The following is a 22,477-nucleotide window of genomic DNA, read 5'->3' as shown; positions in this document are numbered from 1 at the left end:
TTATTATAAGCCATTTTAATAATTGATGCAATAAGTATCCTAGTGGAATATATATATAATTAACTCATTCTTCATAAAAAATCTACTATTATATTTATAAAGGAATACAAAAATAAAAGAACTATAACATAAAATCATATGTATAGCTCTTATTCTTAATATTTTTCTTTATTTATTGAATTTTACCTTTTAAAATACCATTTATCTTTTTAGAAGTATCATCTATAAACTTATCCATTTCCTCTTCATTAAGATATATAAAATTCTCCTTAGTTTCTTCATTATCTCCTAAATAATATTCTGTTATATACTTAACTTGCTTCATTAAAGCCCCTTTAGGAAAATAATCTATATAATCCGGTACCTCGTCTATATTTTTGAATATAGTATGAAAAATAAAATTAGGATTTTTTTCTAAATATAAAAAATCTAATCCATACCAATCCTTTTTTATGGTCCAAATAAAACTTGCATCCTCTTTTAATTTTTTATTATATAAAGCATTTTTCTTTTTTTCATTGAAAAACTTAGACCATTCAATATCTGTAAGCAAGTGTATATAATATCCAAGGACATAAGAATATTTTGAGTATTCCATCAAATTATTTTTTAGATACCTATCAAAAAACCTCTCTGCATCTATATTATTTTCTTCATTAATCCAATGAGTAATTTTTTTTGGTGGATTGAAGCTACTCCAATCTTCATTCGGAACTCCAGAATCTGGACCAACATTTCCAAGTATAAATGCTATAGAATCTAAATCATCCATATTCTTCAATATGTTTTCTGCAATTCTAAGATGAGCTATCCAAGTTGCCATTAAACCCCTCCTTCTTGTACTATCCTACGACTTCTTGTTCATTAACTATAGTTTTTTTAGACTTTTTGGCTATAGCCATCATAAGACCTAAAGCTATTGATAAGAAAGCCGAAGCAACTACTCTATACTGTGGTGGCATTAAAAATACAAGGGTATGACATGGAATCCAGAAAAATGGAATTGTTTTTAACATACTAAACCCTATGAGCATATTAAAATCAATTTCTTTAACCAAATCATTTATAGTTACCTTTTTCATCCCTCTATATTTAACATCAATATATAAATCACAAAACTTATGAAATAAAAACATAAAAGGTGCAAAAGTAATATTCATCATAGCACTTGTTAAAAATGCATGTCCAAACTTTGAGCCATGGAAAGGTAATCTGCCTATATCTTGTGCAGCTAACACTCCTTCTGAATATAGTGTAAAGGCTAAAGTTATCATCATTCCAATTATTCCCCATATAATTGCTTTAAAAATTAATCCTTTAGTCTTTTGCCACTGTCCATGTAAAATTCTAGCTCCCAACATGTCTCCCATGGTAGCTAAAACAAAGAATTTAAAAAAGCCACTTATATATGGATATGCTTGTGTCATAGCCATAAATACTTCTCTAGTTGTTGGAACTACTAAAACTGCAGCCCATAAAAGTAATAAACCTCCCCATAAGTAATCCCCTAATTTCATTTGATTATTCTCCCCTTTTCTACTGTATCTTTTAAAATTTGTTATTTAATAAATATTATAACGTTTTCAATTCCATTTATCTACAATAAATTTTCATTTTTCAGAAACTTTTTATAAGTTGAAAATCTAGCTTAGTTATGTTACCATATTATTACATTTATATTCATATTTTACATGTTATTTCATTGAAGTATATTTAATTCTTTAATATTAAATAAAGTCTATAGGAGGACTATATGAACAATTCAATAAAGGACATATATCTTAAATACATTAGAATAAGTAAATTAAATAAATATATAAAATTGGAGTCAAAAGAAGATTTTAGAAATCTCTTTGCAAAAATGAAATGGGTTAGTTCTCAATGTAAACCTATTGTTCCTTTTTTTATTTCTACAATAATAATCAATTCTGCATTATCTTTAATTGGAGTTTATAATGCTATAATATCAAAATCTCTTATAGATGCTGCTATTAGTGGTAAAACTTCAACGGTTATTCAATGGCTCATTGTAATGGCCACTATAATGTTTGGAAGAATGCTCATATCTCCTATTACCTCATTTATGAGTACTAGGGCATCTACTAGACTCAATCAAGGTATGCAAAGTAAGCTTTATAAACATCTTACCTATAGTGAATGGATTGAACAATCAAAATTTCACAGTGTTAGCTTGCTTACTAGAATCACATCGGATGTAGGGACAATATCTTCAACAATATTAGGTACTATTCCTAGCATTATATCTCTGCTAGTAACTTTTATAGCTTCCTTTTCTACTCTTATTTATTTTGCTCCATCCGTAGCAATTGTAGCAGTGATAGTAGGTCCTATATTGCTTTTAATTAGTCGTTCCTTTGGTAGAAAACTAAAAAAACTATATAAAGAAATACAAGAAGAGGATATAAAATATCGCTCTTTCATTCAAGAATCTATTCAAAACTTAATGATAGTTAAAACCTTTTGTATGGAAAAATTTAATGTAGATAAACTCCATCTAATACAAAAAAAAAAATATGAGTTAGCTATGAGAAATACTAAACTTAGTGTTCTTTCAGGGATGTCCATGGGATTTTGTTCTACCATTGCTTATTTCTCTATATTTTGTTGGGGGGCTTTAAACATTTCAAAGGGATTGGGAACATATGGTACTTTTACCGCTATGATACAACTCTACAGCAATATTCAAGGTCCTATTTCTGGACTTGCTAACACTTTTCCAGCCCTTATAGGGTGTATCTCAGCTACTGAAAGACTTATGGAGATTGAAGAAATCTCTCTTGAAGATGTCAATGTTCCAAGTATTCCCGAGTCATTTAAGTCTCCCTATATTAAGTTTAAAAATGTATCCTTTAGTTATAGGGAAGGAAACCCTGTAATAAATAATGTAACCTTTAACATAGCTCCTGGAGAAATTGTAGCCTTAATTGGTCCCTCTGGAGAAGGTAAAACAACCTTAATAAGACTTTTACTATCGCTTATTCACTGTGATGAAGGAGAAATTACCCTAGGAAGCTATAACATAAGAAACAGTGATGAAATAGTTTTAAATAGAAATCATAGGGAACTTATTTCTTATGTGCCTCAAGGAAACACTCTCTTTTCTGGAACCATAGAGGATAATCTTCGCTACGGTAAAGATGATGCTAATTCAGATGACATTGAAGAAGCCGCAAAAGCAGCCTATGCATTGAAGTTTATAAACAAATTAGAAGATAACTTTCATACCTTAATAGGTGAAAAAGGTAGTGGAGTTTCAGAAGGTCAAGCTCAAAGGCTAGCTATAGCAAGAGCTCTACTAAGAAAAAGACCAATTTTAATCCTAGATGAGGTAACTTCATCTTTAGATGTTGATACAGAACTCAATGTCCTTAAATCAGTAAAAGAACTAGAACATAAACCAACCTGTATTATAATAACCCATAGACCTTCTGCATTACCTATCTGTGATAGAATTTTAAAACTTGAAAAAGGAACGCTGAAAGAGATTGAGAATAAAGTTATACTAGAAACTGCAGTAAATCAATAAATAAGCCACCAATGAAATTTTTAGGATTTCATTGGTGGCTTTACTCATATGTTACACTAATTCATCTTTTCCATCCCAAAGTTGAAAATTTAGCTACCACTGCATATCCACTTCTATTCTCTCCACCTGTAATAAAGTAAGACCCACACCGTGTCCATGCATGTGCTACCATCTCATTTTTTTCATTCTTTTTAACCCCTAGATAAATTGTAGTTGGTATTCCCTTTCCTCTCATCATTCTTTGTGCAGTAAGAGCTTTAATAAGGCACTTACTTTCCCATGGCGTATATCGTGAAGCACTAATAACTGCCCACTTTATGTCTCGCGCTATTCTATATGAATTTATATCTACCTCATCAGGCGACTCTTCTTTTACATTACCCAATCTCTTCCTAAGTTTATTAAAAGGTACAAAGATTATTAAAGTCCTATATATTCCTGTATATATATAAGCTTCTAGAAATTTCAACTTAATACTCCAATCTAAAATAGCAAAGGTTCTAATCTTTCTAGTTAATACTGATAAGCTCTGCATTTTTAAGTTTTCCTAAAAATTCTACTACATTTTCTTTACACTGACTCTTTTCAACCTGAAACTCTCCAAGCAATGTATTAATAATATTATTAACAGTAGAAGGCTCTTTAATAATCTCCCATATTCTACTTCCAACCTGGTTCATCATAAAATATTGACCTTTTTCTAAATTCATCATAACCACTTCACCATCTAAATCTGTAGCATCAATATCAGAGTTTCTTGTAATCTTAGAATTTAGTGTCATCTCCATGTTTTCATTAATTTCAGCAGATTTAACTTTAAGTTCTTTAATCTCCATCTCTCTCATCCTCTCAAATATAATTATAAATTTAACCCATATAATATTATGCTATTTATAAATGTAACTATAACTCCAATTATTAATATGAATTAACTTAAAAATTTACATATCCCTAAACCCTTTTTTCTCTTTAAATATCTCCTCAATAATTTCTATTTGATCATCCACCGTGTACTTATCCCTAGGCCTTGTAATTCTATAAAACTTAGCTTTTTGAGCGATCTCTATACAGTTTTTGAAATACTTAGGAGTCATACCTTCCATAGATCCTATATATTCATTTCTATATATATTTTTAATAATCTTATTAAGCTTTTCTACTCCCCTTATCTCTTCCACTCTTACATTATCAACCCCACCCATATCAAGCTCACAAATTGCTGTTAGTGGAAACTTTTCTTTAGAAAACCCATGAAAATCTGGAACTATATACTTTATCTTTCCATCAACATGAAAGCAAGGATAAGATTCTTTAACATAACACATATTCTCTAAAGCATCAAAGCATAGTTTATGGTAAGGAAAGCCTGGTTCAATGACTATTTTATTATCAAAACTTAATGCAGCTACATCATCTGCTACAAAATCATAGCCTTTTTTTACAAGTGCTGTAGTCAATGTCGACTTTCCAGCCCCCCTTTCTCCTGTAAATATAATAGCCTTTCCATTTATGACAACGGTGCCTCCATGAATAGCTGTTGACTCCCTTTGAAGTAGGAGAAACCCTAAGACACTTCCCATTATATAAACTTTCATAAGACTTTTATCACAATTCTCACAGGGATCTACTATCACAGTATTTCCATTTTCAATACAATAAGTAGCCACATGGTCTATATGAAACCAAACATGATCCTTTGTTACGTGAATACTTTTTCCCTCTTTAATTTCTTCTAAAATGTTATTGGGAGTTTGTCCATATAATATAGTTACAATGTCTTTATCTATAAAATCTTCATTTCTTTTAGGGAATTCTAGAATTTCTATATTGGAATCTATATTAAGTCCATATACTCTATAGAAATACTTTTTATCTATATACATACTTTCATTAAATCCTTTCTGGCATTCTATGTTTCTAATATTTCCTTAAATCAAGACACCTATATCAAGCTTTATTTTGATATAGGTATCTTGGACAAAAATTATGATTGTTTTGGTGCACTTCCATGATTTTTAGGATGCCATCTATTGTGCTTGTAACACCACACCCAATCTGGATGATCAGCAGGTTGAATATTAGGATTAGTGTAATCTTCATTATTAAATTTAATACTCATTGGTTCTTGCCAATTACAAAAATCAATATATTCAGTTTCATTTGTATCACTAGCAGCTAATTGTAATAATATTGGTTTCTTCCACTCTCTTTTCATTTTTTTCCTCCTTCTATTTAAATATCATCTATATACACATATTGTTTTATGTGTATAATTTTACCATCTTATTGTTTAAGATTCAATAGATGAGTTTATTATTTAAACCTATATTTGATAAAAATCTTTGCATGAAATCTGTTATTCATTACATGCTTTTTTCTAATTACTTTATATAATGTATTTAATAAACTATTACTTTTAAATTAACAAAACTAGCATTATTCTTTAATATCCATCATAATTATTTATATAATTAATTTACATTTATTTACTCTTATAGTAACATATTATAGTAGGGAGGTGAAAAGATGAAAACTTGGAACAAACCAGAATTAACAAATTTAAGTGTTACTGAGACTAAAGATACAAACCCCACATTTTGGAACCCACTTATAGGTGCATGTAAAAATCCTGCTGGTGCAGGCAATAATTGTCCATTAACTTGGGAAAGAGATTGTAAATATTATGAACTACTTAGCTTAGATCTTTGTACTGGATATGGAAAATGTACAAAAAAAATTCAACCAACTCCTCCAGATCCTCAAATTCCAACATCATAAGTTAAACATAAATATAGATAAGAAAGCCTATGCCTTCTTATCTATATTTATTTATTCGGTATAAATTACAAAATATTCATTATTAAAATATATTGGATTTAGAATTTTTGCGTTTCCATTTATAGTATTTCGAATATCATTAAATTCAAATAATCCTTTCTTTATGGTAGTTCCGCTAAAAATATACGGAGATGAGTTTTGGTTAAATACGTTTTCTCTTAAGGTAACTTTTCCGTTGGGATTACTATAGGTAGTATCAAACATATTTAAAACAGAATTACTACTGCTATTATTAACTTCATTATTATTAAATATAAGGTTTTTCATTTTTCCTGCTGACAGCTTTATGAAATCATCAGATGAAGAACTCATTTCTATAATATTATTCTCAATCTCTAATACTGTTGAACTTCCCCATGTTTGGGTAAGAAGGTTACAATCTATTATCTTGCATTTATTCAAAATAATAGTTCCTGTATTTCCATGGGTTCTTACTATAGATTTGGAAATGATACATCCATTCATTGAAGCATTTAATAGTACTGTTAAAACGCTATCTTCAATAATACAACTATTAAGTTCAGCACTTAAATAGCATTGTTTCATTTTCAAACTGCAATCTTTTAAATTTCCAACAATTCTCACATTTATAGTTCCATCACTAGTAACTATTGAATTAAAAATTATATCTTCCTCAGTCATTCTATCAATACTGCTATTTATAAAAGTTTCTCCATAAACATAAGGTCTTTCAGTCACTATAGTATTTCTTGGTTGCAATCTTAAATTACTATTTATAAACTGATTTTCTTTACTTTCAATTTTAGATGAATATTCATAGATTACAGAATTAGATTTAAATATATTTTTAATAAATTTATAATTAGTTGTTCTTCCCCACATATATACCATTCCTGTAAATTCATTTCCTTCAAATATAATATTATCTCCTGCGCAAGTAACTATATCTCCTGATTTATTCCCCATAAATTTATTATTTTCAACTTTAATATCCTGCATTAGATCCCATCCATCTTCAAAGTCAATAGCATAACCAGGTGCTTGACCTCCATTATTTTCAAAAATATTATTTTCTATAGTCCATTGCTGACCTCCACAAAATGCAATTCCTAAACTTCTATTATTTGAAATGTTGCAATTCCTTAAAATCATATTAGTAGGCGGCTCAAAATTACTAATCCAACCTACATAGCCTAAATTACTAGCTATATCTATCTGTGGAAATACAAATCTCACATAGACTGCTCCTTCTGGTATAATAACCTTTCTAAACTGAAGGCACTTCTCTGAAGAAATAAACTGATTATTTTTATCATAGAAATAAGATATATATTGGGGTTGCTTTATATAAGGATACCCTTGATATCCTAAAGTATATCCAAACTCAAATTTCCCGTTACAAGCTGAAATGTTATAAGCTTTAGTCCTAGAAACAATGTTACTTTCAATAATTTCTCCTTTTAGATTTATATCTCCAATCTGAAAATCTTTTACATAAACAGTATTATACCTATTTTTATTGTTACCGCTATTAGTAGCAACGCCATAACCTGGTACATTGATCACTGAAATATTATCTATAATACAATCTAAACCACCATTTACTACTAATCCACATCCCCACTCATGAGTTCCTGGTACTGTAATATAATCATGGGTTTCTTTATCTCCTTCTAAAATTCCATTGGTAAATATAAGGTTTTCTGCTCCATCTTCAAAGCTAACAATAGAATATCTTTCTAGTGCATTACTGTTAATTTTTAGAGTAGAACCATTTAAATCTATAGTTATATCTTTTAATTTAATTACTATTGGATTATTTTCATCTATTAAATAAATACCCTTTGGAAAGATTATCTTTTTATACTTTAGTGATGATGACATGAATTCTAAGGCTTTATTAATACCTTTAGATGTTTCTATAGGTGAAGTTCCATCGTTTTTAATATTAAAATATTTCAAATCAATAATATACTCAGTACTTTCCTTCTTTCTATACTTGAAATCTATAACTACATTGGGATTTTCTATAGTTAATATTACTTTTACTTTACTCTCGGTAATTAGATCATAACCTTCTATTGACTTTGCTTCATAATTATATTCTCCCATATCAATATTCTCTATATTAATAGAAGGTATTAATTTTTCATTTGTATCAATATTTATATAGTTAATTTCTATACATCCATAAATAGGCTCTGGTATATCCTTCTTATTATAATAAAATGTTATAGTATAATTTTTTATGAAGAAAATCACAAATAAAAAGATAGTGCCTTTTATTGGAGTATATCCATTAATATCTTTAGCTTTGTATATATATAATCCCGTCTTTACATTTTCATAAATATCTTTGGAGTATATTAATGCCTTAGTCTCATTATCTCTATATTCTATAGTAACTGTACTACTCATATCTTTTCTCCCTTTGGACTTTAATTTATACTATAGACTTGTCCTATAATATAATATTCAATTATTGGGATTAGTGATATAATTCTATACCCTATAATTCCATCCATTTCAGTAATTTATTTTTCTTTACAGAAATAGAAGCTCCCCTTATTATAAACTTACTCTTTTCAATAAAGGAATATTCTTTTCTAAACAAACCTGCTATTAAGTGGTGAAACCATGCTATAGGGATTAATATTTTACATATCTTTGCGTAATTATATTTATATGACATATATTCTACCCTAGGAAACATAAAACGTATGTATCTCTTTATGGCTCCTAAAGTGGCATTATTATCTTTACATTCATAGTTAAAAGCAATTTGATTACCGAAGGCATTTACCACGTCCTTTTTTCCATAAACTCCACCCTTTAAAATTTCATCTATGAGCAAATTAATATATTTTACTTGATCCAATTTAATATTTATTAATTCATTAGGAACTTTCATGTGAAATAATCTATTACATAATAAAAAAATTATAACGTTAAACTTTTCAAAACCATATTTCTTGGATTTGTCTAAGAAACTTATCCATGAAATTTCATTTCCCTTATTTTCTACTAATAATACTAAGTCACAAAGCTGTCTTAACCCAAATCCATTGGCAGCTAAATGAGATGCCATATGCATACATAGGTGTAAAGCTAAATCTTCATAGCAAAGAGATTTTACTTCTGAGTTACCTACATTAATTTTTATAGAATTATTCCATACATCTTCTTCAAATTTATCAAGATCAATACTAAATCCATCTCTCTTAACAATATGCCAGTGTACTTCTATAATAGGAAAAGTATAATGATAAAATACTATATGATGAGATGAAGCATGATCCTCTAATTGGCTATAACCCAAGTCTAATAAAATACATTTAACTTTTTTCAAATCTTCTTTATGAACTAATATATCTGCATCATTCATATCCCTTTGTTCTGGGTGAGGATAAAAATTCCTTACCACTAGTCCCTTTAATACAATTACAGGAATTTCTTCGTCATTAAACCTACTAAATATTTTAGCTAAATTATATATATTTCTCAGTTGTTTTGTTCCAGTATGAAATACTGATATCTGAAGCTTTTTTAGCAATTCACAATCTAGCTGTGATATCATATCTTTTTCACTTAAAGATGAATAAATTATTCCCTCCACTTTATGTAATTGGGCTATAGTTAATATTTTATCCCAATTAACGTTATTATATAATCTATATGTTATTTTCCCCCTGATTGAATGAGACAATAATTCTATGAATTCACTCTGTGTATTGTCCATAATTACACTCCTAACTATATTAAATTTACGTTCTTTATAATTCACCTTTACTTTGAATTTATGTTAATATATGTATTACACAACAATTGTAACATATTTACAATTATGTGAACACCTTTATTCTTCATGGTTAGATATTTCCCTCTAAAAAAGTTACCCAACCTTAGTTGAATAACTCTAAATTTAATTTATGAAATATAATATATCTGAAATATTTCTCTCTCCATTAAAATCTGAAGGTTCATTTATAACTTCACCATTAAAATATAATGTAGATGAGCCTCCTCCATCTAAGTTATATGCAAGGTTGCAACCTAACTTTTGAAATTCAATTGCTAAATCATAACAACTCATCCCCTTGGACCTAATACTTCTTCCATCAACCACAATTATTACATATTCTAATGATCCTTTTTGACCAATAGCTGTGCGTGGTTGCATATCTTCCTTATACCATGTATCTCCATAATCAACAATGTTACCATCTTTAATTAGATCTGGACCAAAGTCATAGGTATGCCTTGCACCCAAACTCAATAATTCTTCTGCATTCTTCTTTCCATACTCATATATTTTAAAGTTTCCTTCCTTATCTATAACCAATGGAGCACAATCTAAATCAGTACCTCTGTATACTACACCATCTCTTATTACATATCCTGATGTATTAAATCCACAAGCTGCACCATTAATAGCAAGAATAGCATTATGCCTGTTGGCTATAGAAGATGTTTTCTCTTTTATATTTAAGGAAAAAATGTCTCCTGAAAAAGCAGAATTAAGCTGACTTTGATTTTTTATCTTTACTGTTGTAATCCAACATCTAAGGTTTGGGTTAACTTTTACTATAGGTTCAATGATGATCATCATTGTAGGTGACCCATACTTCCTAATCCCTGTTTCATTATCTATTTTAACATATGTATCAGATGGAAATTCATCAAGCTCTACCTGAGAAATAACTTCACTATTTAATGGAGTATAATTATATAAACTAGCAACTAAAAATAGTAATATCCCTATTAAAATAGCAGATAATATTATTGTGATAATCTTTCCAACATCTAGATTACTTAATAATTTTGAGTTCCTCTCATTCATAATATCTCCCCTTGTAATACTTATACTAATATAAATATGTGCAATTATTGTTAATTATAAACAAAAGGACCAATTAATTTAAAACTAATTAGTCCTTTTGTTTATATTATTTTAGTTATTTTTTCATTTGTATTGCTAACTTTCTTAACCTCTGGTAATGATACATGACCCCACCAACGATGAGTCCATGCTACTTTCTCTATTTCACTTTCTTCAGGTATAATTTCAAAATTCAATGCTCTTTCTACTCTATCAACGTCGGTATATGAACCATATTGATTCATTTGTGTTAATAATAATATAGCACTATATTTTCCTGGAGCTAGTGTACTTATATCCAAATTAAATATATCATCATACATGATGCCTGATTTTGCATTTACAAAAGGCTTGGAATAGCTTACACCAACTGGTGTATTATCTGAAAATAAGACTTCAACTCTCAGTCTTAAATTAAACAAATCTTTACCAGCTTTCCATTTCATTTTAAAGGTAATAGATTCTTTAGAAGTAAATATACAATCTTTATTATTTAGTATTTGCGTACTTATAATAGTTGCACTTTGCATAATATGTGATTGCCTTTTTTGGTTTTCAAGATTCATTAGTGAGGTAGTATTAAAATTATTATTCATATAAACTTTTATTCCATCATCTACATCACCATCAAAGATAATTTTTCCATGGTCTAAAACTATTACCCTACTACAAAGCTGTTGTATTGTCCTCATACTATGGCTTACATAAAGTATTGTTCTTCCCCCATCTGCTATATCCTCCATCTTTCCTAGACATTTTTCTTGAAATCTCATGTCCCCTACCGCTAATACTTCATCAACTATGAGAATATCTGGATCAAGGTGAGCTGCTACTGCAAATGCAAGCTTTACATGCATTCCACTTGAATATCTTTTTACTGGTGTATCAAGAAATTCACCTATTTCTGAAAATTCTACTATATCCTTAAACTTAGCCTCTATCTCCTTTTTTTTCATGCCTAAGATAGACCCATTTAAATAAATATTTTCTCTTCCTGTTAATTCTTGATTGAATCCTGTTCCAATTTCTAAGAGAGAAGAAATCCTACCTTTTATTTTAATTTCTCCCTCCGTTGGAAGTGTAATTCTAGAAAAAACTTTTAAAATAGTAGATTTTCCAGCTCCATTATGCCCAATTATTCCAATTCTTTCACCTCTATTAACGGTAAAATTAATATCTTTCAATGCCCAAAATTCATTACCAGATGACATTTTATTCTTCTTACTAAATGCTCCTTTAATAGAGTTTAAAAGAACAGCGATAAAAGTATCACTTTTATCTTGATTAGATAACAACCTATACTTTTTACCAATCCCTTCAACCCTCAAAACTTCCTGAACCATATAAATCCTCCTAAATTACATCAGCAAAAGTATCTTCAAACTTTATAAAAAATTTTACTCCTAATGTTAATCCTATTAATGAAATAACAATTGAAAAAATTAATGCTGGAACATATATCCTTGCTGATGGCATAATGCACCATCTAAACCCTTCAATCACTCCAACTAATGGATTAATGGAATATATTAATCTTAGATTGGTTGGTATCACTGAACTTGTATATGCAACTGGAGACAAATACATACCAAATTGCAATATTACTGGTATTATATATTTTATATCCCTATATTTTACATTAAGTGCAGAAAAAAATAAGCCAAATCCTAAGGCTATTGTGAAAGCTAAAATAATAAAACATGGAAATAATAATATTTTTATTGGAGGTAAGTATCCAGTGAAAATCATTATAATTAATAAAACTAATAATGAAATAACAAAATCTATAAACGCTGTAACCACAGAAGATATAGGTAATGTAAGCCTTGGAAAGTATATTTTTTTAATCATATGACCATTATTAACTAGACTATTAGATACACCATTGAATGCTGCAGAAAAAAAATTCCATGGTAAAAGCGCTGAATACACCATAATTGCGTAAGGAACCCCATTCTCTGAGGGCATATTTGCTAATCCTCCAAATACAAATGTCATGATTATCATTGAAAATATTGGCTGAAAAATAGCCCAGAGTACCCCTAGTGCAGTTTGTTTATATCTAACTATAATATCCTTCCATGATAAAAATGTTATAACTTCTCTATATTTCCACAGTTCTTTCAATCTCTTTTTATGAGATGGTTTACCTGTTATTAAAATTACCTCATTCATAGTATTTCCCCCTTTAATTGTAAGTACTTATTATACAAATTTGAATTTATACAAAATAGTACCCACATACATTTTTCTTTAAAGCTAAATAAAGGACATTTTAATAAATATAATAATTCTGACGCAAATAATTTTTTATATGTTTTTATATGTGTATTATCCATATTCAATAGATTAAACGCTTTTTTATAGCAATTAAAAAACTTAAAACAAATGTATACTGAGCTTTATTATATAAGTTAATATTTCTTATTTCTTTAAAGAATTTTATTCTATCTTTATATGCATATGCTGCATCAAAATTTTTTAATGTAAATTTACCATTTGTAATTCCCTCTTCATTTTGATAATAATAATACAAGGGATAGTTAATATATACAGTATTTTTACTATTAAATAATATTTTATGAATTACAAATTCATCTTCATGTATTTTACCATAAGGATATCTTATATTTTCAAATATGTTTTTATGATATAACTTATTCCAAGCTGTAACAAACTTAACTCCATTCTCCTTATGCATCTCATTTAATGCTTCAACATTATTAAATTTATTTATATTTAATATTTTAGGAATTTCATATTTTTCTATGCTCTTATTATTCACCATATCATAGTCACAAAATGCAATATCAGCCTGATAATCAATTATAGTATTATATAATATATCATACATATTTGGATGTATGTACTCATCACTATCTACAAATCCTATGTATTCACCCTTTGCTATATCTAACCTTGAATTTCTTGCTGAAGAAACTCCTTCATTATTTTTGTGTATAACTCTTATTCTTTTATCCTTTGTAGCATAATCATCGCATATTTTACCACAATTATCTGGTGAACCATCATCTACAAGTATTAGTTCAAAATCTTTAAATTTTTGATTAAGAATTGAATTAATACATCTATTAATATATTTTTCTACTTTGTATACTGGTACTATGATACTTATTTTACACATACACACCCACCTATAAACTATTAAATTTAAACCTAATATAATTTATTATAAATTTAAATATATCTTTATAATTAAAAACAGTTAGTTTTCTTAGACTTTTTTTTATTTTTGTAAAATTCTTCAACAAGAATTTTACAGGATACCTATAGAGTATATCTATATAAAAACTTTTTAAATATATTACCCCATTATCAAACTCATATCTATAATCAATACTTAAATCTTCTTGTATAATGTAATCTTTTATTCTAATATATCCCCAAAGTAAATCTAATATCTTCTCATTTTTACTACCAGTTGTTGAATCTGACCTAATCAAATAATTATACCCTATATGCTTTGCCACACTCACTTTACTAGACTTTAAAAATAACTTAGGTATTAACTCTAAATCTTCATAATACTTGCCTTCATAAAATAATAAGTTATTATTTAAAAATAGCTCTCTTCTAAATAATTTATTCCATGGATGTGCTCTTTTTAAAATGTCACTAAAAATTATATCTTTAGGAATATACTTATATCTTACAATTCCACCTTCATCTACCTCATTTACACCAGTTAAACACATATCAGCATCATTATATACACATGTTTCATAAAGAATCTTATACATATCAACCTCTATCCAATCATCACTATCAACAAATCCTATATACTCACCTCTTGCAATATTTATACCTGCGTTTCTTGCTGTTGACTGTCCTCCATTTTCTTTATGAATCACTATAACCCTTTCATCTAATTCACCATATTCATCACACATTTTACCAGAACTATCTGTTGATCCATCATCTATAAGAATAAGTTCAAATTCCTTAAAAGTTTGATTTAATATGGAATCAACACATTTATGAATATATTTTTCAACATTATATACAGGCACTATTATACTTATTTTAGGATTCATATTATTTTTCCTTTCAATTAATATAGTTACATAGTTTACTAACTTCACATGTTGTATCTATCTTCTCCCTAGATAAAGCTTTTGAAAAATTCTCACTAACTTTTGGATTATCGATAAGAAATTTAATTTTATCGCATATTTTATCTAAAGTACACTCAGCAATTAAACCATTCTGTCCATCCTCAATCTGTTCATTAGATCCAATAAAATTTGTAATAACTATTGGCTTGTTTAAACATTTTGCCTCTGCTATGGTTATACCGTAGCCTTCATGTCTTGAAGGCTGAACATAGATATCTGAAGCCTTTATGTAGGGATAAGGATTTATAGTTTCTCCTAATAAAATAAAATCGTTTCTCAGATTAAGATTTTCTATAAGCCTCTCATATTCATCTCTATCATTACCTTCTCCAACACAATACCATCTTACTTTATACCCTTGTTTTTTCAATTTATCTAATACGCTTATTGCCAAATCTTGCCCCTTTTCTTTAGATAATCTTCCTATAGTCAAAATTCTTATACCTTTAAAACCATTGTCAAAATCTATTTTTTCTTGAGCCATGTCTTTAATTAATTCATGTGAAACTAAATTGTTAAACACCTGTGATTTAGTAGATGTAACTGGAAACTGCTTATTTAATATTCTCTCTCCATTCTTAGACACTACAAATATCTTATTAAATCTTTCATATAACTTTGTATATAATTTTTTATTTATCTCATGATGTGAAATATCAAAATGTACCCAGGAGATTTTTAGTTTTGCTTTAATTTTATGTGTTATATAAGCATCTATTATCTCAGTTGGACCTGCATAGGCTATTGCTGCATCATATTCTTTCATATTCATTGGAATGCTTTTTAGTATGTTTTTATAATATATATATCTATCATTTGATTTTTTACTCTTAAAATATGAATAAAAAAATCCAAGAATTTTATGATATTTTCTCTTCTTAATATAACTTTTTATAGTCTCATAAGGTGAATCCATAAGAATTGGTTTAATATCTTGAAACCAATTAGTTTCTTCTACTTTTACCCACTGTGGAAGATATTCTAGAAAACCGCCTTTTTTCTCAAGGAGTAAGATTGTAACATTATATTTATCCTTTGGTATAACTGATAATAGTGAAAGCAAGGACTTTTCAACTCCACCAATATTCATACTGCTTAACATAAATAGAACTTTTTTCACTGGCATTACTCCTATCCTTCTATCATTTTTCAGTTCATAATTACTCTACTAATTTTTTCAATTTCTGCTGTTGTATTTATAATCTTACTACTAAGGTTGTTTCTAATTGCCTCATATAAGTCATTATTGTCTAATAGCTTTTTAACCCCTAAATATATGGAATCAGCATCTTCACTAACTATAATTCCATTTTCTTCATTAATTATTTGCTCAGTGGCTCCAGTAAAATTAGTTGTTATAATTGGATTATTAAAGCACCTAGCTTCAGCTAAAGTTATACAGTATCCTTCATGTCTTGATGATTGTACATATATATCACAATCTTTCATATATGGATAAGGATTTAATCTTGATCCTAATAGTACATAATCTTTTTCAATTTTAAATTTATTTATCATTGTCTCATACTCACTTTTAGCTCCACCTTCTCCAACACAATACCAACGTACTTTATACCCTTCACTTTTTAATCTTGCTAAAACAGGTATAGTTAAATCTTGTCCTTTTTCTTTGCTTAATCTTCCTACTGTAAGAATCCTAATTCCGTGAAAATCATCTTTAAAAGAAGCTCCATTATCAGCAAACCTATTAATCTTCTCATGATCTAGAATATTATAAAATACTTGGGTCTTATCCATTACCTTAGGAAAACTCTTTATAAATTTACCTAACCCATCTTTGGATACCACAAAAATTTTATCAAAACTTTTATATAGCTTAGATGCTAATCTTTTGTTAAAATGTATTTTTTCTATATCAAAGTGTATCCATTGTACTTTTTTTTCTGAGTTTATTTTATTTGCTACAAAATATGTTATAAAGTCCATAGGTCCTGCATAAGCTACTGCAATATCATAGTTTTTATCTAAAGCTTTTATATTTTTAAAGATATACCTATAATAGTAGCTAAGATTCCCAGTAATTTTAGTGATGAAATATAAGATGGCAATAATGATACTCTCTAAATATTTATGTTCTGTTACATTTTTCTTTAACACAGATAAAGGTGACTCATTAAAATATGATTTTAAACTCTTATATTCATATACATACTTAACACTAACCCAGTCTGGTATTTTATTTAAAAATCCGCCATATTCCTCTAACATAAGAATAGTAATATCCCATTTAGTTCTATCCATTTCTCTTATCATCGATAGCAGCGCTTTTTCTGTACCACCTATGTTCATATTAATAACCATAAATATTATTTTATACATTTAATCACATCCACAATAGTAATATATTTCTTACTTCATATATTTTAGTTACTATTTAAACAATTCATAAATTTTATATATTTCATTCATTGTATTATAATAGCTTTCTGATTTAAGATTTCTAAGGATCTTATCTCTGAAACTGTGGTCATCTAAATATTTTTTTATCCCATTTAATAGTTGTCCTTCATCTTGTTCTACAATTAAACCATCTTGCTCATTTTTAATTAATTCATTAGAAGTATTAAAATTAGTACATACAATTGGTTTTTTCAAGATTTTTGCTTCAATAACAGTTAATCCAAAACCCTCATTTCTTGATGGTTGAACGTATATATCACACATTTTCATGTAAGGATATGGGTTATCACGAGATCCTAATAATATAAAATATTTTTCAAGGTCATATACTTTAACTAAATCTTGCAATTTCGCTTTATCTTGTCCATCTCCAATAACATACCATTTAAACCTATAACCACTACTTCTTAGTAAATTAGCAGTTTTTATTGCTACATCATATCCCTTATATCCTATTACTAATCTGCCTACAGTTAATATATTCACTTCATTAGAATCAATTTCTTTAATTTTTTCTGTTGCCATATTTACAATTATATCCGGATTAACTATATCTTTAATTACTACTATTTTATTTGTATAATTTTTGTTTACATTTATAATTGAATCTTTTGATGCCTCAGAAACTGCAACTATTTTGTCAATTTTATCATAAAACATTTTATCTAACTCTTTATTATAAGTAGTAGCTTTGTAATCACAATTTATCCAAGCTATTTTCTTATTTGCATCTATCTTATCTACCACAAAATAAGTTGGAAATCCTTGTGCAAAGGCAATTGCTATATCATATTTCTTTTCAATCCTTTTTAATATATTTTTTTGATTTATATAAAATATTTGTTGATTGTTTTTAGTTTTTTTACTCTTTAATTTATTTAATCGTATATCTATAGAGGATTTTATACGACACATTCTGTATAATAATCCCTTAACTATTGTTTTATCGTAATTTTCATTGTTTAAGTATAAATAAAAATTGGGAATATCTAATATATTAACTTTATTTGGAATATATTTGTCTAATGATTCTCCCTTTTTTAGCATTAACAAATCTACTCTATACTTTGAATAATCAATTACATTTAAAAGAGAAACTAAACTTTTTTCTGAACCTCCGATTGATAAGGAATTAATTACAAATAATATATCTTTTTTCACTATTAATCACCTACTTTTTGATAGATAAAACTTCATTTATATAATTTTTTGAAGAAATAATTTTTGCTTTTAAAATTTTATCCACTTTAGCATAATCTATATCCTCTAACAATTTATCCAAAATATAGTCATTTTCAATATATCTATGTTCTAAATTAAAATCAATTAACAAATCTCTCATCCTTGTATTTATATTCTCTAACCTTCTAACAATTGCCATAGGTTTCTTATATATTAAAGAAAATGCCACTGCATGAAACGAGTTTGATATTACAAATTCTGCATTTCTCACTAAAGATATGAAAGTTTCTGGTCCACTGAATTTGAAGTTTTTATCCTCATATGACCCTCTATAGTGATTTATAGTATATATCTTACATCTTCTATAATGTGAAATTTCCAATGCTAATTTCTTTATAATAGGATTATTATCAAAATCATAAACTAATACATATTTATCTTTAAATTCTGTATTACCAATATCATCCCATATTTTTCTATCTAATAAAAATACAGGATCAACTACCACTTCTACTTTTTTTAACTCTAATTCATTAATGATTTTTTTACCACTTTTTTCTCTCACCGATATTCTATCTAATTTTAGTAGATTTTCTCTTACAAAATTTTTGTATTTATTATCAATAGTTTCTGTCGCAAAACTTGCTGCATAGGAAGCTCTTATTTTAGAATCTGGTACAAAATCGAGATAAAAAGCAGGATCTTTTCCATTATCTCGTAAACAATTCCATATTTGATCACTTCCACATAAATAAACATCTGCTTTAGGAATATTATTTATTAGTTGTATATTAGATGTATATCTATATTTTGATAATGACATAAATTTATTTTTAAAAGTGTCAAAGGCTTTCTTCCTTTTCAATGCTTCTAATTTAAATGGTAATTTTAAAATTATATAAGTAAGTTTTGTTATATAATTTTTGTTCCACTTAGGGTTATCTATTGAAATTATTTTATAATGTCCACTTAAATAATCTGGCTTATAATCAATAATTTCCACATCATTTCCAATCTGCTTTAAATATTCTATTAATGCATATGCTTGTAGTGAAGCTCCATGATTATATACATCATGACAAGTTATTGTACACACTTTCATAATTTTATTCCTTATCTTTTATTTATAGTAAATCATATTTTTCTTTTGAGTAAACTACTTACTAACGGTTCCATATCTTCTCCCTTTCTTAAAATAGCTTATATATTTTTCCTAATTCTTCCATATTACTATAGTTACTCTTTCCACAACACTCTTCCATTTCCTTTTTTAAACGTCTGTCATTGTAAATATTTTCTATTCCAGAAGCTATTCCTTCTACTGATTTATCACATATTAATCCATCAACTCCATCTCTTAACTGACTTTTAGCCGTAGGATAGTTAGTAATGATTACAGCCTTTCCTAGTATTTGAGCCTCAGTAACAGTTACAGCTCGTCCTTCATACCTTGATGGCTGTACATATAAATCACAACCTTTCATATAGGGATATGGATTGATTTTTTTTCCTAGTATTATAAAATCTTTCTCAAGATGATTCTCTTTTATTAACTTTCTTATCATCTCCTCATCTCCCCCATACCCAACTACATACCACTTTATATCTGTAAACCCTTTATCATGCAATGTTCTTAAAGCTCTAACTCCATTATCTATTCCCTTTGCCATTGACAATCTAGCTACTGATAGAAGCTTAAAGCCTTTTCCTTTACTTATATCATCTTCCACTTCTTCTTCAGCCATGAATCTTATAAACTCTGGAGATACAATATTCTCCATTACCACCACCTTATTTTTTAGTTTGTTATATTTCTTTAAAAAGGAATTTTTACATTCTTCCGATACAGCTACTATAGAATCAAATTTATTCCAAAGCTCTATATCCTCTATAACATCAGTATCAATACAGGAATAATCCGTATGAATCCAGGCTATCTTTTTCTTAGCCTTTACCTTATTAGCTACAAAATAATGTGGCCATAGGTAGCTTATAGCTACATCATACTCTTTATTTAAACAAGGTAAATATTTCAATGAAAATTGCCACATCCTCTGCATCTGTACATGCCCAGATTCTTCTAAACTATTTTTCTTAGCATATTTAGAAGCATCCATTCTAGCTTTAATACGTGCTAATCCTAAACTAATTTTTTTATCCTTAAATATCTCTAATATAGATTTTCGAAAGGTGGTGTATTCTTCTATCTCATCTAAAATGTTAAATTTGCCCCTTAATAACTTCATAAAATCTCCTTTATGTCTATATAACATCAAATCTACATTATAATTGTTATAATCAAAGCTTTCTAAAATATTTATAAGACTTCTCTCTACTCCCCCAACTTCCATATCAAAGGATGCTATTAGCACATTTTTCATATTTATTCCCTTCTAATTCTATTCCATATAATTTATATAGTTTACCTTTAACGTCCTCAATTCTATATCCATGAAACTCAAATGTTCTTTTTATTAACATCTTATCAACCTTGGATTGTTCTAACATTTTCATTACTGTATTACTCCAAATTTCTATACCTGCTTCAAGATTCAATCTCTTAAGTAGATCTAGATGTAAATCTGCTTCCGGCTGAATAGCTGTAGATGTTAAACATGGTACTCCTGAAGCTTGTGCCTCTAAAAGTACAAGGCCTAATCCCTCATAGGTGGATGGTAATATAAATAAATCTATTTCCTTAAGTATGTTATTCACATCATCTCTAATACCTAACAGATGTATGTTATTCTCTAAGTTTAATTTTTTAATTTTTTCTTCTATAGGCCCCCTTAAGTCTCCATCACCAATTAAAATGCATTTAAATTTAGGATTTATTCTCACTAAGTTTGACATTAAATTAATTAGAAAATTATGATTTTTCACACGAATAAATCTTCCTACATTTCCAATTAAAATATCATCATTGTTTATTCCTAATTTTTTTCTTATATAGCTACTACCTTCATTATTAATAAATCTTTCATAATCAATATAATTAGGTAATTTACAGTATCTATCATCTTTAAGTGTACTGTATCCAAATAAATACTTACCTGCTGCATCGCTACATGACAAAAAGTTTGTGGAAAACCCCTTTATTAATCCCTTCATTATGGATATGTATAATCTTTTTATTAGACTTTTACTACAATCCTTAGTAGTATGGGCATGAGATATCCTTACCTTTACTCCAACTAGTTTTGCAGCCAATACTCCAACTCCACAATTAAATAAAGTATGAGCATGAACAGCACTATACTCATCATCATTCTTTATAATCTTCATTAAATTTATTACGGATTTTATCACACCTACTTCACTTGGAGGATCTAACTTTATTATTCTTCCACCTAATTTTCTAATTTCTTCATCATAATAGCCTTCCTTATGGTAATAAGAAACAAAGTCAAATTGAATCTCCTTATAAACCTTTCTATATAAATTCATAAGCATAGTTTCGGTACCACCCACGTCCATTCCACCTACAATATGAAGCACCTTATTTCTTTTCAT

At 28.0% G+C, this 22,477-nt stretch carries 21 protein-coding genes; 2 read left to right on the top strand and 19 right to left on the bottom strand.

Going from position 1 to position 22,477, the window contains the following annotated elements:
* Positions 1-172 precede the first annotated feature (172 nt).
* Positions 173-823, bottom strand: a complete 651-nt coding sequence (locus B2S02_RS13855; RefSeq protein WP_346879177.1) for a zinc dependent phospholipase C family protein — start codon at positions 821-823, stop codon at positions 173-175.
* Positions 824-842: 19 nt separating this feature from the next.
* A complete protein-coding gene (locus B2S02_RS13850) occupies positions 843-1,517 on the bottom strand; it encodes a hypothetical protein (RefSeq protein WP_346876926.1) in 675 nt (224 codons plus the stop codon).
* A 236-nt stretch (positions 1,518-1,753) separates the two neighbouring features.
* Between B2S02_RS13850 and B2S02_RS13845 the strand changes: the two genes are divergently transcribed.
* Positions 1,754-3,547 carry an ABC transporter ATP-binding protein gene (locus tag B2S02_RS13845; RefSeq protein WP_346846606.1) on the top strand — a complete coding sequence of 598 codons (1,794 nt, stop codon included), beginning with the start codon at positions 1,754-1,756 and terminating at the stop codon, positions 3,545-3,547.
* A 61-nt stretch (positions 3,548-3,608) separates the two neighbouring features.
* Here B2S02_RS13845 and B2S02_RS13840 read toward each other — a convergent pair whose 3' ends face one another.
* The 4 genes from B2S02_RS13840 to B2S02_RS13825 all read right to left on the bottom strand — a co-directional run bounded on the left by B2S02_RS13840 (position 3,609) and on the right by B2S02_RS13825 (position 5,762).
* Positions 3,609-4,082, bottom strand: a complete 474-nt coding sequence (locus B2S02_RS13840) for a lasso peptide biosynthesis B2 protein (protein ID WP_346846605.1) — start codon at positions 4,080-4,082, stop codon at positions 3,609-3,611.
* Positions 4,057-4,383: a lasso peptide biosynthesis PqqD family chaperone gene (locus tag B2S02_RS13835; RefSeq protein ID WP_346846604.1), complete on the bottom strand. Its 327-nt coding sequence runs from the start codon at positions 4,381-4,383 to the stop codon at positions 4,057-4,059. Before B2S02_RS13835 ends, B2S02_RS13840 begins: the two co-directional genes overlap by 26 nt.
* Positions 4,384-4,488: 105 nt before the next feature.
* A complete protein-coding gene (locus B2S02_RS13830) occupies positions 4,489-5,430 on the bottom strand; it encodes a hypothetical protein (protein WP_346920896.1) in 942 nt (313 codons plus the stop codon).
* 101 nt (positions 5,431-5,531) lie between these two features.
* The gene (locus B2S02_RS13825) at positions 5,532-5,762 is read right to left on the bottom strand and encodes a hypothetical protein (RefSeq protein ID WP_346879179.1); all 231 of its coding nucleotides are present in this window, start codon (positions 5,760-5,762) and stop codon (positions 5,532-5,534) included.
* Positions 5,763-6,073: 311 nt separating this feature from the next.
* Here B2S02_RS13825 and B2S02_RS13820 point away from each other — a divergent pair, with 311 nt between their 5' ends.
* Positions 6,074-6,325 (top strand): hypothetical protein, encoded by a 252-nt coding sequence (locus B2S02_RS13820; protein ID WP_346846601.1) that lies wholly within the window; start codon positions 6,074-6,076, stop codon positions 6,323-6,325.
* 51 nt (positions 6,326-6,376) lie between these two features.
* Here B2S02_RS13820 and B2S02_RS13815 read toward each other — a convergent pair whose 3' ends face one another.
* The 13 genes from B2S02_RS13815 to B2S02_RS13755 all read right to left on the bottom strand — a co-directional run bounded on the left by B2S02_RS13815 (position 6,377) and on the right by B2S02_RS13755 (position 22,477).
* Entirely contained in the window at positions 6,377-8,764 is a 2,388-nt protein-coding gene (locus B2S02_RS13815) for a right-handed parallel beta-helix repeat-containing protein (RefSeq protein WP_346920895.1), read from the bottom strand.
* 91 nt (positions 8,765-8,855) lie between these two features.
* Complete coding sequence (locus B2S02_RS13810) at positions 8,856-10,085, bottom strand: nucleotidyltransferase family protein (protein ID WP_346879181.1); 1,230 nt, start codon at positions 10,083-10,085, stop codon at positions 8,856-8,858.
* Between the two features lie 183 nt (positions 10,086-10,268).
* A complete protein-coding gene (locus B2S02_RS13805) occupies positions 10,269-11,186 on the bottom strand; it encodes a phosphodiester glycosidase family protein (protein ID WP_346879182.1) in 918 nt (305 codons plus the stop codon).
* Between the two features lie 101 nt (positions 11,187-11,287).
* Positions 11,288-12,568, bottom strand: coding sequence for a polysaccharide ABC transporter ATP-binding protein (locus B2S02_RS13800; protein WP_346920894.1), 1,281 nt, complete (start codon positions 12,566-12,568; stop codon positions 11,288-11,290).
* Between the two features lie 10 nt (positions 12,569-12,578).
* Positions 12,579-13,400, bottom strand: coding sequence for an ABC transporter permease (locus B2S02_RS13795; RefSeq protein ID WP_346846596.1), 822 nt, complete (start codon positions 13,398-13,400; stop codon positions 12,579-12,581).
* 166 nt (positions 13,401-13,566) lie between these two features.
* Positions 13,567-14,370 (bottom strand): glycosyltransferase family 2 protein, encoded by an 804-nt coding sequence (locus B2S02_RS13790; RefSeq protein WP_346920893.1) that lies wholly within the window; start codon positions 14,368-14,370, stop codon positions 13,567-13,569.
* Between the two features lie 10 nt (positions 14,371-14,380).
* Positions 14,381-15,328, bottom strand: coding sequence for a glycosyltransferase family 2 protein (locus B2S02_RS13785; RefSeq protein WP_346920892.1), 948 nt, complete (start codon positions 15,326-15,328; stop codon positions 14,381-14,383).
* Positions 15,294-16,481, bottom strand: coding sequence for a glycosyltransferase (locus tag B2S02_RS13780; protein WP_346846593.1), 1,188 nt, complete (start codon positions 16,479-16,481; stop codon positions 15,294-15,296). The genes B2S02_RS13785 and B2S02_RS13780 overlap by 35 nt, the downstream gene beginning before the upstream one ends.
* A 29-nt stretch (positions 16,482-16,510) precedes the next feature.
* Complete coding sequence (locus tag B2S02_RS13775; RefSeq protein ID WP_346846592.1) at positions 16,511-17,701, bottom strand: glycosyltransferase; 1,191 nt, start codon at positions 17,699-17,701, stop codon at positions 16,511-16,513.
* A gap of 51 nt (positions 17,702-17,752) precedes the next feature.
* Positions 17,753-18,943 carry a glycosyltransferase gene (locus tag B2S02_RS13770; protein WP_346876938.1) on the bottom strand — a complete coding sequence of 397 codons (1,191 nt, stop codon included), beginning with the start codon at positions 18,941-18,943 and terminating at the stop codon, positions 17,753-17,755.
* A 10-nt stretch (positions 18,944-18,953) separates the two neighbouring features.
* Positions 18,954-20,066, bottom strand: a complete 1,113-nt coding sequence (locus B2S02_RS13765; RefSeq protein WP_346846590.1) for a polysaccharide pyruvyl transferase family protein — start codon at positions 20,064-20,066, stop codon at positions 18,954-18,956.
* 88 nt (positions 20,067-20,154) lie between these two features.
* Positions 20,155-21,345 (bottom strand): glycosyltransferase, encoded by a 1,191-nt coding sequence (locus B2S02_RS13760; protein ID WP_346876939.1) that lies wholly within the window; start codon positions 21,343-21,345, stop codon positions 20,155-20,157.
* Positions 21,317-22,477: a glycosyltransferase family 1 protein gene (locus B2S02_RS13755; RefSeq protein ID WP_346846588.1), complete on the bottom strand. Its 1,161-nt coding sequence runs from the start codon at positions 22,475-22,477 to the stop codon at positions 21,317-21,319. The genes B2S02_RS13760 and B2S02_RS13755 overlap by 29 nt, the downstream gene beginning before the upstream one ends.

Source organism: Clostridium sp. UBA7339 (assembly GCF_002470865.1).
GTDB classification, from domain to species: Bacteria; Bacillota; Clostridia; order Clostridiales; family Clostridiaceae; genus Clostridium_J; species Clostridium_J sulfidigenes.
This window is presented reverse-complemented; position numbering and strand designations above follow the sequence as displayed.

What these genes read in the sequence shown, in the direction of transcription:
- B2S02_RS13855 (WP_346879177.1), bottom strand. Translation starts at nt 823, where the DNA reads ATGGCAACTTGGATAGCTCATCTTAGAATTGCAGAAAACATATTGAAG.
- B2S02_RS13850 (WP_346876926.1), bottom strand. Translation starts at nt 1,517, where the DNA reads ATGAAATTAGGGGATTACTTATGGGGAGGTTTATTACTTTTATGGGCT.
- B2S02_RS13845 (WP_346846606.1), top strand. Translation starts at nt 1,754, where the DNA reads ATGAACAATTCAATAAAGGACATATATCTTAAATACATTAGAATAAGT.
- B2S02_RS13840 (WP_346846605.1), bottom strand. Translation starts at nt 4,082, where the DNA reads ATGCAGAGCTTATCAGTATTAACTAGAAAGATTAGAACCTTTGCTATT.
- B2S02_RS13835 (WP_346846604.1), bottom strand. Translation starts at nt 4,383, where the DNA reads ATGGAGATTAAAGAACTTAAAGTTAAATCTGCTGAAATTAATGAAAAC.
- B2S02_RS13830 (WP_346920896.1), bottom strand. Translation starts at nt 5,430, where the DNA reads ATGTATATAGATAAAAAGTATTTCTATAGAGTATATGGACTTAATATA.
- B2S02_RS13825 (WP_346879179.1), bottom strand. Translation starts at nt 5,762, where the DNA reads ATGAAAAGAGAGTGGAAGAAACCAATATTATTACAATTAGCTGCTAGT.
- B2S02_RS13820 (WP_346846601.1), top strand. Translation starts at nt 6,074, where the DNA reads ATGAAAACTTGGAACAAACCAGAATTAACAAATTTAAGTGTTACTGAG.
- B2S02_RS13815 (WP_346920895.1), bottom strand. Translation starts at nt 8,764, where the DNA reads ATGAGTAGTACAGTTACTATAGAATATAGAGATAATGAGACTAAGGCA.
- B2S02_RS13810 (WP_346879181.1), bottom strand. Translation starts at nt 10,085, where the DNA reads ATGGACAATACACAGAGTGAATTCATAGAATTATTGTCTCATTCAATC.
- B2S02_RS13805 (WP_346879182.1), bottom strand. Translation starts at nt 11,186, where the DNA reads ATGAATGAGAGGAACTCAAAATTATTAAGTAATCTAGATGTTGGAAAG.
- B2S02_RS13800 (WP_346920894.1), bottom strand. Translation starts at nt 12,568, where the DNA reads ATGGTTCAGGAAGTTTTGAGGGTTGAAGGGATTGGTAAAAAGTATAGG.
- B2S02_RS13795 (WP_346846596.1), bottom strand. Translation starts at nt 13,400, where the DNA reads ATGAATGAGGTAATTTTAATAACAGGTAAACCATCTCATAAAAAGAGA.
- B2S02_RS13790 (WP_346920893.1), bottom strand. Translation starts at nt 14,370, where the DNA reads ATGTGTAAAATAAGTATCATAGTACCAGTATACAAAGTAGAAAAATAT.
- B2S02_RS13775 (WP_346846592.1), bottom strand. Translation starts at nt 17,701, where the DNA reads ATGTATAAAATAATATTTATGGTTATTAATATGAACATAGGTGGTACA.
- B2S02_RS13765 (WP_346846590.1), bottom strand. Translation starts at nt 20,066, where the DNA reads ATGAAAGTGTGTACAATAACTTGTCATGATGTATATAATCATGGAGCT.
- B2S02_RS13760 (WP_346876939.1), bottom strand. Translation starts at nt 21,345, where the DNA reads ATGAAAAATGTGCTAATAGCATCCTTTGATATGGAAGTTGGGGGAGTA.
- B2S02_RS13755 (WP_346846588.1), bottom strand. Translation starts at nt 22,477, where the DNA reads ATGAAAAGAAATAAGGTGCTTCATATTGTAGGTGGAATGGACGTGGGT.